Here is a 14616-nt window from a genome sequence, read left to right as displayed (position 1 = left end):
ATGAGCCAGTTTTTTTATATCCATCCTGACAACCCACAGCAACGGCTGATTAATCAGGCCGTCGAAATTGTGCGTAAAGGCGGGGTTATTGTCTATCCAACCGATTCCGGCTATGCCCTTGGGTGTAAAATTGAAGATAAAGGCGCAATGGAGCGCATTTGCCGTATTCGCCAGTTGCCTGACGGACACAATTTTACGTTGATGTGTCGCGATCTGTCTGAACTGTCGACCTATTCATTCGTGGATAATGTGGCGTTTCGCCTGATTAAGAACAATACGCCGGGTAACTACACTTTTATTCTGAAGGGAACGAAAGAAGTGCCGCGCCGTCTGTTGCAGGAAAAACGTAAAACCATCGGTCTGCGTGTGCCGTCAAACGCCATTGCATTGGCGCTGCTGGATACGCTGGGCGAACCGATGCTCTCTACGTCATTGATGTTGCCCGGCAGCGATTTTACCGAGTCGGATCCGGAGGAGATTAAAGATCGGCTGGAGAAACAGGTAGATCTGATTATCCATGGCGGATACCTTGGCCAGCAGCCTACAACGGTGATTGATTTAACCGATGATGCTCCGGTCGTGTTGCGTGAAGGCGTCGGCGATGTTACACCTTTCCTGTAAGAGCGTAAGTCGGTATACTACGCGGCCTTAAAATGGCGCGGCAACGCGCCGTTCATTCTCCTGTTCGACGCCTGTGAAGGCGACACCTGAAGGAAGCTCTATGAGCGAAAAGTTACAAAAAGTGCTGGCGCGCGCCGGCCACGGCTCTCGCCGTGAAATCGAATCTATTATCGAGGCGGGACGTGTCAGCGTTGACGGTAAAATCGCCACGTTGGGCGATCGCGTTGAAGTCACTCCCGGCTTGAAAATCCGTATTGATGGTCATCTGATCTCGGTGAAAGAGTCGGCGGAACAAATTTGCCGCGTTCTGGCCTATTACAAACCGGAAGGTGAACTGTGTACCCGTAATGATCCGGAAGGACGCCCAACCGTGTTTGACCGCTTACCGAAACTGCGTGGCGCGCGGTGGATTGCGGTAGGTCGTCTGGATGTTAACACCTGCGGGCTATTACTGTTTACCACCGACGGTGAACTGGCGAATCGCCTGATGCATCCTGGCAGTGAAGTTGAGCGTGAATATGCTGTCCGAGTGTTCGGTCAGGTGGATGACGCGAAACTGCGTGATTTAAGCCGTGGCGTACAACTGGAAGATGGTCCGGCGGCATTTAAGACCATCAAATTCAGCGGCGGCGAAGGCATTAACCAGTGGTATAACGTTACGCTGACGGAAGGGCGCAATCGCGAAGTTCGTCGACTGTGGGAAGCGGTAGGCGTTCAGGTCAGCCGCCTGATCCGCGTGCGCTACGGCGATATCCCGTTGCCTAAAGGGCTACCGCGCGGCGGCTGGACAGAACTCGATCTCGCACAGACCAATTATCTGCGTGATCTGGTGGCGTTGCCACCGGAAACGTCGTCAAAGGTTGCCGTCGAAAAAGACCGGCGTCGCATGAAAGCGAACCAGATTCGTCGGGCGGTAAAACGTCACAGCCAGATGGCTGGCGGACGCCGCGCCAGTGGGCGTAATAACAACGGTTAATTCTTTTCAGGCACGCCATCAGGCATTGGCGTTTGTGTCGCTATTCAGCACAAACGCCTTATCAGGCCTACAGTTAATAATCAATCCCTATCTGGGCCTTCACGCCAGCGTCGAAAGCGTGTTTAACCGGACGCAGTTCGCTGACGGTATCCGCGAGTTCAAGAATATCCCGGTGACAGCCGCGACCCGTAATAATGACTGTCTGGTGAGAAGGGCGCGCGTTTAGTGCGTTCATGACCTCTGCCAGTGGCAAATAGTCATACGCCACCATATAGGTTAGTTCATCCAGAATGACCATATCACGTTGCGGATCGGCCAGCATCCGTTTCCCATGCTGCCAAACGGCCATACATGCTGCGGTGTCTGCCTCGCGATTTTGCGTCTCCCAGGTAAAGCCTGTTGCCATTACCTGAAATTCGACGCCGTGCGGTTCCAGCAGATTACGCTCGCCGTTGGGCCAGGTACCCTTAATAAATTGCACCACGCCCACGTTTTTACCGTGTCCTACAGCGCGGGCCGCGGTACCGAATGCCGCCGTGGTTTTGCCCTTACCATTCCCGGTAAACACAATAATAATACCGCGCTCGTCCTGTGCCTGGGCCACACGGGCGTCAACCCGCTCTTTTACCTTCTGCTGGCGTTGCTGATAACGTTCATCACTCATTGGGCGATTCCTGGTTTACGGCCCGGTTGGGCGTCAAACGTCATACCGGTCTTACGGCGACTGTCGTCACCCATGAGCCACAGGTAGAGCGGCATAATATCGGCAGGGGTTTTTAATTTTTGCGGATCTTCCGTGGGGAAAGCGCTGGCACGCATACTGGTGCGCGTGCCGCCTGGGTTAATGCAGTTAACGCGCAGAGAACGGTTCTGATATTCGTCCGCCAGTACCTGCATCATGCCTTCTGTGGCAAATTTCGAGGTGGCATAGGCGCCCCAGTTAGCGCGCCCCTGACGGCCAACGCTTGACGATGTAAAGACCAGTGAGCCAGCATCGGATTTCAGTAGTAGCGGCAATAGCGCCTGAGTGAGCATAAAGGTGGCGTTAACATTGACCTGCATGACATCCTGCCATATCTGCGGATCTTGTTCGCTCATAGGGCAGATTTCACCCAGTAACCCGGCATTGTGCAGGACGCCATCCAGACGTGGGGTATGTACGGCGATGTGGTCAGCCAGTTGCCGGCACTCCTCGGCGGTGCAGGTCAGCAGATCGAGCGTAAACCATTGTGGTAAAACATGTTGCTCATCAGCAATGTGTTGCGCTACGCGGCGTAATTTCTCTTCGTTGCGTCCCAGGAGAATCACCGTTGCGCCATAACGAGCATAGGTGAGCGCGGCTTCCCGCCCGATACCGTCGCTGGCACCAGTGACTAAGATAATGCGGTTTTGCAGTAAATCTTGTTTCGGTTGGTAATGCATGGCTACTCCTCAACGGTGTGGTGAACCGTCCTGCCAGTTTATTTTATCTTCGCGTTAACTTTTTGGGTTTATGCCTGAAAGTGTCTCTTATTTCAATCAGCCAGGGTCGATAAGGCCGTAAAATGAACGCCTTGTCATACTTTTCTTCTTTAACAGGCATATGGATGAAGAGAGACGGAGTTCGATGCCTGTTGTACACTGAGCGCAAGTCGCGTTATTTAATCAAGGTGGGACTCGTGGAATTGTTGTCTGAATATGGGTTATTTTTGGCAAAAATCGTCACCGTTGTGGTGGCAATTGCGGTCATTGTGCTGCTGATGGTGAATGCGGCGCAACGCAAACGTCAGCGCGGTGAGTTGCGTGTGATCAATTTGAGCGAGCAGTATCAGGAGATGAAAGATGATCTTGCTGCGGCGCTGCTGGAGAGTCATCAGCAAAAAATGTGGCATAAGGCGCAGAAAAAAAAGCATAAGCAGGAGGCGAAAGCCGCTAAAGCAAAAGCAAAGCAGGGGGACATCGCGACACCGGATAAACCGCGCGTCTGGGTGATAGACTTTAAAGGCAGTATGGACGCTCACGAAGTCAATGCTCTGCGCGAAGAAGTCACCGCGGTACTGGCGGTGGCGAAACCGGGCGATCGGGCTGTGGTACGTCTGGAAAGCCCTGGTGGTGTGGTTCACGGCTATGGCCTGGCGGCATCGCAACTGCAACGTCTGCGCGATAAAAATATTCCTCTGACCGTAACGGTGGATAAAGTCGCGGCAAGCGGAGGTTACATGATGGCCTGCGTGGCGGAGAAAATTATTGCGGCGCCGTTCGCTATCGTGGGGTCGATCGGTGTTGTCGCGCAAATTCCGAACTTTAACCGTTTTCTCAAAAGCAAAGACATTGATATTGAGCTGCATACCGCAGGACAGTATAAACGTACTCTGACGTTGTTAGGCGAGAATACAGAAGAGGGACGGCAGAAATTCCGTGAAGATCTTAACGAAACGCACCATCTGTTCAAAGATTTTGTTCAGCGGATGCGTCCGACTCTGGATATTGAACAGGTGGCCACGGGTGAACACTGGTACGGTCAGCAGGCGCTGGAAAAAGGACTTGTCGATGAGATCAATACCAGTGATGACGTGATTCTCGGTCTGATGGAAGGGCGAGAAGTGCTGAATGTGCGCTACATGCAGCGCAAGAAACTGATCGATCGTGTTACCGGCAGTGCGGCGGAAAGCGCGGATCGTCTGTTGCTACGCTGGTGGCAGCGAGGACAAAAGCCGTTAATGTAAACTGCCATTGCCGGATGGCGATACTGAAGTATCTTATCCGGCCTGGAAAGCCTATCCCGCCAGGAAAATACCTGGTTCGCAGACCTGATAAGCGTAGCGCCATCAGACATTCTGCGCCGGATAAAGCCACGCCATCTGGTACGAGTTAATCAATCAGGTGATACTTCTCAGAGAGTACATGCGCCAGGTGCTTAAACATATTAAACACTGCGGTACTTTTCGGTGTCGGCAACCCTTGTTCGTCTAAAAAGTAATCGCCACTGAAAACCAGCACGCCATTTCGCTGCGTCACGCCGGTGGCGACAATACCTGCCATCGTGTCTTCGTGTTCCCGAATAATTTTGTTGGCTTCAAGCAACAGGGTTTCGCGATCGATAGGTTGCGTCTCTTTATGCATTTTTTACTCCTTAAACAAGGAGATTAGTCTACGCTGAGCACTTCTGATGGGCAAATATTCTCGCAGAAAATTGGTGGATTTGTCATGTTGCATTCACTGGCAAGATTTGTTTTTGCATGCTAATAAAGTTGCGTATCGAATTTTATCAGGTACAGTGTGACGCTTTCGTCAATCTGGCAACAGAATTGCTTGACATTCGACCAAAATTCCGTCGTGCTATAGCGCTTGTGTGCAAAAATTCCTGTTAACTCAGTCACCTGAGTATTACATTTCGTACACAAAGCCAGTATAAGGGGTTGATATCCGCAGACGCAGAGACCATATATCGATGTCTCGTCGCCAGTGGAAGGTGAATCAACGTGCGACGCATTCCTGGAAGAATCAACTTAGGTAAAGGTGAATATGGGTAAAGCTCTTGTCATCGTTGAGTCCCCGGCAAAAGCCAAAACGATCAACAAGTATCTGGGTAATGACTACGTGGTGAAATCCAGCGTCGGTCATATCCGTGATTTGCCGACCAGTGGCTCAGCAGCTAAAAAGAGCGCCGACTCTACCTCCACCAAAACGGCTAAAAAGCCCAAAAAGGATGAACGTGGCGCTCTCGTCAACCGTATGGGGGTTGACCCGTGGCACAACTGGGATGCGCACTATGAAGTGCTCCCCGGTAAAGAGAAGGTCGTCTCTGAACTGAAACAGTTGGCGGAAAAAGCCGACCATATCTATCTCGCAACCGACCTTGACCGCGAAGGGGAAGCCATTGCATGGCATCTGCGGGAAGTGATTGGCGGCGATGACGCGCGCTACAGCCGCGTAGTCTTTAATGAAATTACTAAAAATGCGATTCGCCAGGCGTTTGACAAGCCCGGCGAGTTAAATATTGATCGCGTCAATGCGCAGCAGGCTCGTCGGTTTATGGATCGCGTGGTGGGCTATATGGTCTCGCCGTTGCTGTGGAAAAAGATCGCCCGTGGCCTGTCGGCAGGTCGCGTACAGTCTGTCGCGGTCCGTCTGGTCGTCGAGCGCGAACGTGAAATTAAAGCGTTTGTTCCGGAAGAGTTCTGGGAAATCGACGCCAATACGACTACGCCTTCTGGCGATGCGTTACCTCTGCAAGTGACACATCAGAACGACAAGCCGTTCCGACCAGTGAGCCGCGAGCAGACGCTTGCCGCCATTAGTCTGCTGGAAAAAGCGCGCTATAGCGTACTGGAGCGTGAAGATAAACCGACCAGCAGCAAACCGGGGGCACCGTTTATCACCTCCACGCTACAACAGGCGGCCAGCACCCGGTTGGGTTTTGGCGTGAAGAAAACCATGATGATGGCGCAGCGCTTGTATGAAGCGGGTTACATCACCTACATGCGTACTGACTCCACAAATCTGAGTCAGGATGCGGTTAACATGGTGCGTGGCTACATCAGCGATAATTTCGGCAAGAAATACCTGCCTGATAATCCGAATCAGTACGCCAGTAAAGAGAATTCACAGGAGGCGCACGAAGCGATCCGTCCTTCTGATGTGTCTGTTATGGCGGAATCGCTGAAAGACATGGAGGCTGATGCGCAGAAGCTGTATCAGCTGATTTGGCGGCAGTTTGTTGCCTGCCAGATGACATCTGCCCAATACGACTCCACGACGCTTACCGTTGGGGCGGGCGAGTTCCGCCTGAAAGCGCGTGGCCGTATTCTGCGTTTTGACGGCTGGACAAAAGTGATGCCAGCGCTGCGTAAGAGCGATGAAGATCGCACCTTGCCGGCTGTGAATAAAGGCGATGCGCTGACGCTACTTGAACTGACGCCCGCGCAGCACTTTACCAAACCGCCAGCCCGTTTTAGCGAAGCGTCGTTGGTTAAAGAACTTGAAAAGCGTGGTATTGGCCGTCCGTCTACCTATGCGTCGATCATTTCTACCATTCAGGATCGCGGCTATGTTCGCGTTGAGAATCGTCGCTTCTATGCGGAAAAAATGGGTGAAATCGTTACCGATCGGCTGGAAGAAAATTTCCGCGAATTGATGAACTACGATTTTACCGCGCAGATGGAAGATAGCCTGGATCAGGTTGCGAATCATCAGGCCGAGTGGAAAGCGGTACTGGATAACTTCTTCAGCGATTTTACTCAGCAGCTTGATAAAGCCGAGAAAGATCCGGAAGAAGGAGGGATGCGCCCTAACCAGATGGTGTTGACCAGTATCGACTGCCCTACCTGTGGCCGTAAAATGGGGATTCGTACCGCCAGTACGGGGGTTTTTCTCGGTTGTTCAGGTTATGCGCTTTCGCCAAAAGAGCGTTGTAAAACCACGATTAACCTGGTGCCGGAAAATGAAGTCCTGAACGTACTGGAGGGCGACGACGCTGAAACCAACGCGCTACGTGCGAAGCGTCGTTGTCAGAAGTGTGGTACGGCGATGGATAGCTATCTGATTGATCCAAAGCGTAAGTTGCATGTCTGCGGTAATAACCCAACCTGTGACGGCTACGAGATTGAAGAAGGCGAGTTCCGCATCAAAGGGTATGATGGCCCGATCGTTGAGTGTGAGAAATGTGGTTCCGAAATGCATCTGAAAATGGGGCGTTTTGGTAAGTACATGGCCTGTACTAACGACGAGTGTAAGAATACCCGTAAGATCCTGCGTAACGGCGAAGTTGCGCCGCCGAAAGAAGATCCCGTTCCACTGCCGGAACTGCCGTGTGAAAAATCGGACGCATACTTTGTGTTGCGCGACGGCGCCGCCGGAATATTCCTGGCAGCCAACACCTTTCCGAAATCTCGCGAAACGCGTGCGCCGTTAGTTGAGGAGCTCTACCGGTTCCGCGATCGCCTGCCGGAGAAATTACGTTACCTGGCGGATGCACCGCAACAGGATCCGGAAGGGAATAAAACGGTTATTCGCTTCAGCCGTAAAACTAAGCAACAGTATGTCGCGGCGGAAAAAGAGGGGAAAGCGACGGGATGGTCAGCGTTCTTCGTTGACGGTAAGTGGGTTGAAGGCAAAAAATAACCACTATCTGTCGCTACATTCGTAAAAAAGGCCGCGTAAGCGGCCTTTTTTATAGCAGCCTTATTATTTTATCGCGCCTGCTATACAGTTCAGATATAAATGATATAGTGGTTATAGTTAACATCTTTTTTATTATTAAATCGTATTAGCCGCTCTGCGGAGTATGCCAATAAACGATGACCTACTGGCGCTAATCTGGGTGATGTATTTATGAAATTGCAGCAGCTTCGCTACATTGTTGAAGTGGTTAATCATAACCTTAACGTCTCCTCTACCGCTGAGGGGCTGTATACTTCCCAACCAGGGATTAGTAAGCAGGTTCGGATGCTGGAAGATGAGCTAGGCATCCAGATTTTCGCTCGTAGCGGTAAACATCTGACCCAGGTGACGCCCGCAGGCCAGGAGATTATCCGCATTGCGCGTGAAGTCCTTTCCAAAGTAGACGCCATTAAGTCGGTGGCGGGTGAACATACCTGGCCGGACAAAGGGTCGCTCTATATTGCGACTACCCATACTCAGGCGCGCTACGCCTTGCCGGGTGTGATCAAAGGCTTTATTGAGCGTTATCCGCGCGTTTCGCTGCATATGCACCAGGGGTCGCCAACCCAGATCGCGGAAGCGGTCTCGAAAGGGAATGCCGATTTTGCGATAGCCACGGAAGCGTTGCATTTGTATGACGATCTGGTGATGTTGCCATGCTATCACTGGAACCGTTCGATAGTGGTAACGCCTGAGCATCCGTTGGCGGCAAAACCTTCCGTCACCATTGAAGAGTTGGCGCAGTATCCGCTGGTAACCTATACCTTCGGCTTTACCGGCCGTTCTGAACTGGATACCGCTTTTAACCGCGCAGGATTAACGCCAAAGATTGTTTTTACCGCGACCGATGCTGACGTGATTAAAACGTATGTCAGGTTGGGGCTGGGCGTTGGGGTTATTGCCAGCATGGCGGTCGATCCGGTGTCCGATCCCGATCTGGTGCGGGTTGACGCGCACGATATTTTTAGCCACAGCACCACGAAAATTGGTTTTCGCCGTAGCACCTTTTTACGCAGCTATATGTATGACTTTATACAGCGTTTTGCGCCACATTTGACACGTGATGTGGTGGATACGGCAGTGGCGTTACGTTCTAATGAAGAGATTGAGGCGATGTTTCAGGATATAAAGCTTCCTGAAAAGTAATATGACGGGTTTGTGTTGTATTTGTACGTCAGATGAAAAGACGCTGTCTTCAATGCCCTCCAAATGAGTGCGGGTAACTATCAGCAAAATAGTGTTGAATTACCCGTCCCGCAAATTTCTTTTTCCAAATAGTGATATTGAGTCAAAAGATTGATTTATTCACTGGAAACGATTCGTAAATTGACTGGATTTTTGACTAAAGTTTATTTAGGATTTGTCTCATCTGATGATTAATTGTACCGATTGTTTGGTGCTGAAATGATAAGTGATACCGATAGCATGAGGTTAGTAATGCCTTCTGAAAACCAGGAACCGCGCCGCGACCCTGAACTTAAACGTAAAGCCTGGCTGGCGGTTTTTGTGGGTTCTGCGCTGTTCTGGGTAATGGTTGCGCTTGTTATCTGGCACTGGTGGCGTTAGTGATTATTATGTCAGAGCAAGAACACGTCGTGACGGCCCGGACTCAACCTCGCGATGTTGAGAAAGACTCTGATACGAAGGTATTCCGGACCGTTCCGCAAAACTGGAAGCTTACGCCGTCGCAACGGGCGTTTATTGATGCCCTCGCTGACGACGAATCACAAAAATAATATTCGTCTTTTTATTCGCGTTACATTTTTCTTATTAACGCGTTCTTATTACACCGCAGCAACCGTGTACTGAGCGCCCCTCAGTATGGATTAAACACAGTTGGTGTCGCCTATGTTAACGTCAAATATAAAATATTGGTCATGGACCGGAGCGTTTGTATTGTCGCTGCTGTTTTGGGCCGAAGTTATCTGGATTACTGTCTAACCTTATCCTGGCCCGATAAAGCGTCATTTATCGGGCTTTTTCGAACCATGTCCTCGTTTGTCAGGTTTCTCCTCTTTTAGCAATTTGGGTTGTTATCAAAACGTTACATTTTGTTTGTGTTATCTTTAATACAACCCTGTGGAGAATCAGGGTAACGCAACCCTGTCATTTAAGGAGGAGCTATGTCGTCAACCCTACGAGAAGCCAGTAAGGATACATTGCAGGCCAAAGATAAAACGTATCATTACTACAGTCTGCCACTGGCTGCCAAATCCCTGGGCGATATCACCCGTTTGCCCAAATCACTTAAAGTGTTACTGGAAAACCTGTTGCGCTGGCAGGATGGCGAGTCCGTGACGCATGAAGATATTCAGGCGCTGGCCGGCTGGCTTGAAAATGCCCATGCTGATCGGGAAATCGCCTGGCGGCCCGCCCGTGTTCTGATGCAGGACTTTACCGGCGTGCCTGCCGTTGTCGATTTGGCGGCGATGCGTGAAGCCGTTAAACGTCTCGGCGGCGATACGGCGAAAGTGAACCCCTTGTCGCCGGTCGATTTGGTTATTGACCATTCCGTCACAGTCGATCACTTTGGCGATGACGATGCGTTTGAAGAAAACGTGCGGCTGGAAATGGAGCGTAACCATGAGCGTTACATGTTCCTGAAATGGGGGCAGCAAGCCTTCAGTCGTTTTAGCGTTGTGCCGCCCGGAACCGGTATTTGCCATCAGGTTAACCTGGAATACCTGGGCAAAGCTGTCTGGAGTGAATTGCAGGATGGAGAATGGGTTGCCTACCCGGACTCTTTGGTAGGTACTGATTCGCATACGACCATGATTAATGGCCTTGGCGTATTGGGATGGGGCGTGGGCGGTATCGAGGCGGAGGCGGCGATGCTCGGTCAGCCCGTATCGATGCTTATTCCGGATGTCGTTGGCTTTAAATTAACCGGTAAACTCCGGGAGGGGATCACCGCCACTGACCTGGTGCTGACCGTCACGCAAATGCTGCGTAAGCATGGCGTCGTGGGTAAATTTGTTGAATTTTATGGCGATGGTCTGGATTCTCTGCCGCTGGCGGACCGCGCGACTATTGCCAATATGTCGCCGGAATATGGCGCAACCTGTGGATTCTTCCCCATCGACGCCATTACTCTGGAATATATGCGTTTAAGCGGACGCAGTGACGATTTGGTCGAGCTGGTCGAAACTTATGCAAAAGCCCAGGGGATGTGGCGCAATCCCGGTGACGAACCGGTGTTTACCAGTACGCTGGAACTGGATATGGGCGACGTTGAAGCCAGTCTGGCCGGTCCGAAACGCCCACAGGACCGCGTGGCGTTGGGCGATGTACCAAAAGCTTTTGCCGCCAGCGCTGAGCTGGAGTTGAATATTGCGCAGAAAGATCGCCAGCCAGTGGACTATACGATGAACGGGCAGCCCTATCAGCTCCCCGATGGCGCCGTGGTGATTGCCGCGATCACCTCCTGTACCAATACCTCGAATCCCAGCGTGCTGATGGCGGCGGGCTTGCTGGCTAAAAAGGCGGTAACGCTGGGGTTGAAGCGTCAGCCATGGGTTAAGGCTTCCCTGGCGCCGGGTTCAAAAGTGGTTTCTGACTACCTGGCGCAGGCCAAACTTACGCCTTATCTGGACGAACTTGGTTTTAATCTTGTCGGCTATGGCTGTACAACCTGTATCGGTAACTCCGGTCCGCTGCCCGAGCCTATTGAGACCGCGATTAAAAAAGGCGATCTGACAGTCGGGGCCGTGCTTTCCGGCAACCGGAATTTTGAAGGCCGTATCCATCCGCTGGTGAAAACGAACTGGCTGGCGTCGCCGCCGCTGGTTGTCGCGTATGCGCTGGCCGGAAACATGAATATTAACCTCGCGACAGACCCGTTGGGGTACGATCGTAAAGGCGAACCGGTATACCTGAAGGATATCTGGCCTTCAGCGCAGGAAATTGCCCGCGCCGTTGAACTGGTATCTTCGGATATGTTCCGCAAAGAGTATGCGGAAGTGTTTGAGGGCACGGAGGAGTGGAAATCCATTCAGGTTGAGTCGTCCGATACCTACGGCTGGCAGTCGGATTCAACCTATATTCGCCTGTCGCCTTTCTTTGATGAGATGCAGGCCCAGCCTGCGCCCGTTAAAGATATCCATGGTGCGCGTATCCTGGCGATGCTGGGGGATTCGGTGACGACCGACCATATTTCTCCGGCTGGTAGTATTAAGCCGGACAGTCCCGCCGGGCGTTATCTGCAAAACCATGGCGTTGAGCGGAAGGATTTTAACTCCTATGGTTCACGGCGCGGCAACCATGAAGTGATGATGCGCGGTACGTTTGCCAATATCCGTATCCGCAACGAAATGCTGCCTGGCGTCGAAGGTGGAATGACGCGACATTTGCCGGGCACGGAAGCGATGTCGATTTATGATGCCGCAATGCTTTACCAGCAAGAAAAAACGCCGCTGGCAGTGATTGCAGGGAAAGAGTATGGGTCGGGATCGAGCCGTGACTGGGCGGCAAAAGGGCCGAGGCTGTTAGGTATCCGCGTCGTGATCGCCGAGTCGTTCGAACGTATCCATCGCTCAAACCTGATCGGAATGGGGATTCTGCCGCTGGAATTCCCTCAGGGCGTAACGCGTAAAACGTTGGGACTGACTGGAGAAGAGGTCATTGATATTGCAGATTTGCAAAATCTGAGCCCTGGCGCGACTATCCCGGTGACGTTGACGAGACCGGACGGCAGTAAAGAAACAGTGGTGTGCCACTGCCGTATTGATACCGCAACCGAGCTGACTTATTACCGAAATGACGGCATATTGCACTATGTCATAAGAAATATGCTGAACTAAGAATCGATGGCGTATTGGTTAGCGGGCCAGCTGGTTATCGGCAGGCCCGCGCTAATGAACGGACGTTTACTTGCTGAGTAAGTGGCCCATTTTGGCGGCTTTAGTATCCAGATAATGCTCATTATTAGGATTACGGCCAACAATAAGTGGAACGCGTTCGACAATATTAATTCCCGCTTCGGTCAGAATTTCGACTTTTTTCGGGTTATTGGTCAGCAGGCGGACTTCATCTACGCCAAGTAACTTGAACATATCCGCGCACAAGGTGAAATCACGTTCATCCGCGGCAAAACCGAGCTGATGATTGGCTTCCACAGTGTCATAGCCTTGATCCTGTAATGCATAGGCGCGAATTTTATTAAGCAGACCGATATTGCGGCCTTCCTGGCGGTGATAAATCAGGATACCGCGTCCTTCCTCCGCAATATGCGTCAGCGCGGCTTCCAGTTGAAAACCGCAATCACAGCGCAGACTAAAAAGCGCGTCTCCGGTAAGACATTCGGAATGAACGCGAGCCAGTACCGGCGTTTTACCTGAAATGTCGCCAAAAACCAGCGCGGCATGGTCGTGTCCGGTTGCCAATTCTTCAAATCCCACCATCAGAAAGTCACCCAATGGGGTTGGCAGTTTGGCTTCTGCCACACGTTTAAGCTGCATGTATTTCTCCAGATTATGCTGACGCCTGCGGTGTCATCGCCTGTTGGCCTGTATCACGCTATTTTGCCATAAGGCGGCGGACATCACCTAATCACTACTACGTAATTGCTCAGGAATGGCACAAATTTGTCAATTTTCCAGCCCGGCGAGAATTTTCAGTTATGATTGTGGTACTTACTCATAAAAGGAGAATCCATGCTTTCAATTGCCAGGCGCACCGCGGCAGGCGCCGCTCTGTTGCTAATCATGCCACTCGCCGTATGGATATCAGGCTGGCAGTGGCAACCCGGATATCAGGTCTGGTGGCTGAAAACGTTATTCTGGATAACAGAAACCGTAACCCGACCCTGGGGCGTTATCACGCATGTGATCCTTTGTGGATGGTTCTTATGGTGTCTGCGATTTCGTTTGCGCGCCGCCATGATGCTTTTTGCGATTCTCGGCGGGGCAATTATCGTTGGGCAAGGCGTGAAGTCATGGGTAAAAGAACGGGTACAGGAGCCGCGGCCATTTGTCGTCTGGCTTGAAAAAACGCACCATATTCCCGTCGATGAGTTCTACACTTTAAAGCGTACAGAACGCGGGCATTTAGTGAAAGAGCAACTGTCCGGGCAACAGGATATTCCCGTTTTTCTGCGCCAGCACTGGCAAAAAGAGACGGGCTTTGCATTTCCCTCCGGACACACCATGTTTGCAGCAAGCTGGGCGCTTTTGGCCGTGGGGCTGTTATGGCCGCGCAGACGTACTTTCACTATCGCGTTTTTGTTAGTCTGGGCGACTGGCGTAATGGGGAGCCGCTTGCTTCTGGGAATGCACTGGCCGCGAGATTTAGTTGTCGCGACGCTTATCTCCTGGCTATTAGTCACCCTGGCGACCTGGCTGGCGCAGCGAATTTGCGGTCCGCTTACGCCGCCTCGTGAGGAAACGCAAGAAATTGCTGAGCGGGAGCAGGAAGGCTGACAATGGTTGATTTTCTGCCAGTTGCCCTTAAATCATCTGATGGCGGGCGCTTTTTCATTTCGCGCGAGGCGTGAAAATGGTAATTTAGAAGGCTGGATGCGGTAAGTTGGACACGATTTATTCGCGCAAACCACATAACGGGAAGTAATGTGAAATATCTACTCATTTTCTTACTGGTATTGGCGATTTTTGTTATTTCAGTGACACTGGGCGCGCAAAATGATCAACAGGTGACGTTTAACTACCTGCTGGCGCAAGGGGAGTATCGTATCTCCACGTTACTTGCTGTGCTGTTCGCCGCCGGTTTTGCGATTGGCTGGCTGATTTGCGGGCTGTTCTGGCTTCGGGTCCGCGTTTCCCTTGCCCGCGCCGAACGTAAAATTAAACGACTGGAAAACAAGCTCTCGCCAGTAACCGACGTTGCGGTCACTACCGATTCGTCGGTTGTAAAGGAATAATTAT

15 protein-coding genes are annotated in these 14616 nt (G+C 51.6%); 11 read left to right on the top strand and 4 right to left on the bottom strand.

Features of this window, described 5'->3' with window-relative positions; genetic code table 11:
• Positions 1–621, top strand: a complete 621-nt coding sequence (locus SBG_RS08125) for an L-threonylcarbamoyladenylate synthase (RefSeq protein WP_000077254.1) — start codon at positions 1–3, stop codon at positions 619–621.
• A gap of 100 nt (positions 622–721) precedes the next feature.
• Positions 722–1597, top strand: a complete 876-nt coding sequence (rluB, locus tag SBG_RS08120) for a 23S rRNA pseudouridine(2605) synthase RluB (protein WP_001291227.1) — start codon at positions 722–724, stop codon at positions 1595–1597.
• 73 nt (positions 1598–1670) lie between these two features.
• Here rluB and cobO read toward each other — a convergent pair whose 3' ends face one another.
• Together cobO and SBG_RS08110 are read right to left on the bottom strand one after the other, a co-directional pair.
• A complete protein-coding gene (gene cobO, locus SBG_RS08115) occupies positions 1671–2261 on the bottom strand; it encodes a cob(I)yrinic acid a,c-diamide adenosyltransferase (protein WP_001278871.1) in 591 nt (196 codons plus the stop codon).
• The gene (locus SBG_RS08110) at positions 2258–3019 is read right to left on the bottom strand and encodes a YciK family oxidoreductase (RefSeq protein WP_000559305.1); all 762 of its coding nucleotides are present in this window, start codon (positions 3017–3019) and stop codon (positions 2258–2260) included. Before SBG_RS08110 ends, cobO begins: the two co-directional genes overlap by 4 nt.
• 236 nt (positions 3020–3255) lie before the next feature.
• Between SBG_RS08110 and sohB the strand changes: the two genes are divergently transcribed.
• On the top strand, positions 3256–4302 hold the full coding sequence (sohB, locus tag SBG_RS08105; protein ID WP_000422088.1) for a protease SohB: 1047 nt from the start codon (positions 3256–3258) through the stop codon (positions 4300–4302).
• A gap of 145 nt (positions 4303–4447) precedes the next feature.
• Here the strand turns inward: sohB and SBG_RS08100 are convergent, their stop codons facing one another.
• Positions 4448–4699 (bottom strand): YciN family protein, encoded by a 252-nt coding sequence (locus SBG_RS08100; protein WP_000548615.1) that lies wholly within the window; start codon positions 4697–4699, stop codon positions 4448–4450.
• 402 nt (positions 4700–5101) lie between these two features.
• Between SBG_RS08100 and topA the strand changes: the two genes are divergently transcribed.
• The 6 genes from topA to acnA all read left to right on the top strand — a co-directional run bounded on the left by topA (position 5102) and on the right by acnA (position 12537).
• Positions 5102–7699 carry a type I DNA topoisomerase gene (gene topA, locus SBG_RS08095; protein WP_000513582.1) on the top strand — a complete coding sequence of 866 codons (2598 nt, stop codon included), beginning with the start codon at positions 5102–5104 and terminating at the stop codon, positions 7697–7699.
• A gap of 210 nt (positions 7700–7909) precedes the next feature.
• Positions 7910–8884, top strand: coding sequence for an HTH-type transcriptional regulator CysB (gene cysB, locus SBG_RS08090; RefSeq protein WP_000776236.1), 975 nt, complete (start codon positions 7910–7912; stop codon positions 8882–8884).
• A gap of 279 nt (positions 8885–9163) precedes the next feature.
• Positions 9164–9304: a YmiA family putative membrane protein gene (locus SBG_RS08085; RefSeq protein WP_213084008.1), complete on the top strand. Its 141-nt coding sequence runs from the start codon at positions 9164–9166 to the stop codon at positions 9302–9304.
• Positions 9304–9474, top strand: coding sequence for a hypothetical protein (locus tag SBG_RS22815; protein ID WP_086935868.1), 171 nt, complete (start codon positions 9304–9306; stop codon positions 9472–9474). The genes SBG_RS08085 and SBG_RS22815 overlap by 1 nt, the downstream gene beginning before the upstream one ends.
• Positions 9475–9586: 112 nt before the next feature.
• Entirely contained in the window at positions 9587–9679 is a 93-nt protein-coding gene (gene ymiC / locus SBG_RS23120; RefSeq protein ID WP_231845623.1) for a small membrane protein YmiC, read from the top strand.
• A gap of 182 nt (positions 9680–9861) precedes the next feature.
• The gene (gene acnA, locus SBG_RS08080) at positions 9862–12537 is read left to right on the top strand and encodes an aconitate hydratase AcnA (protein WP_000099485.1); all 2676 of its coding nucleotides are present in this window, start codon (positions 9862–9864) and stop codon (positions 12535–12537) included.
• A gap of 66 nt (positions 12538–12603) precedes the next feature.
• Here the strand turns inward: acnA and ribA are convergent, their stop codons facing one another.
• Entirely contained in the window at positions 12604–13194 is a 591-nt protein-coding gene (gene ribA, locus SBG_RS08075) for a GTP cyclohydrolase II (protein WP_001176284.1), read from the bottom strand.
• Between the two features lie 195 nt (positions 13195–13389).
• Here ribA and pgpB point away from each other — a divergent pair, with 195 nt between their 5' ends.
• Both pgpB and SBG_RS08065 read left to right on the top strand, forming a co-directional pair.
• Entirely contained in the window at positions 13390–14154 is a 765-nt protein-coding gene (gene pgpB, locus SBG_RS08070) for a phosphatidylglycerophosphatase B (protein ID WP_000948650.1), read from the top strand.
• Positions 14155–14303: 149 nt separating this feature from the next.
• Positions 14304–14612, top strand: a complete 309-nt coding sequence (locus SBG_RS08065; protein WP_000876282.1) for a LapA family protein — start codon at positions 14304–14306, stop codon at positions 14610–14612.
• Positions 14613–14616 lie beyond the last annotated feature (4 nt).

It is taken from the genome of Salmonella bongori NCTC 12419 (genome assembly GCF_000252995.1).
Lineage (GTDB): Bacteria > Pseudomonadota > Gammaproteobacteria > Enterobacterales > Enterobacteriaceae > Salmonella > Salmonella bongori.
Note: the sequence above shows the minus strand (reverse complement) of the source record. Positions and strands in the feature narration are given on the sequence as shown.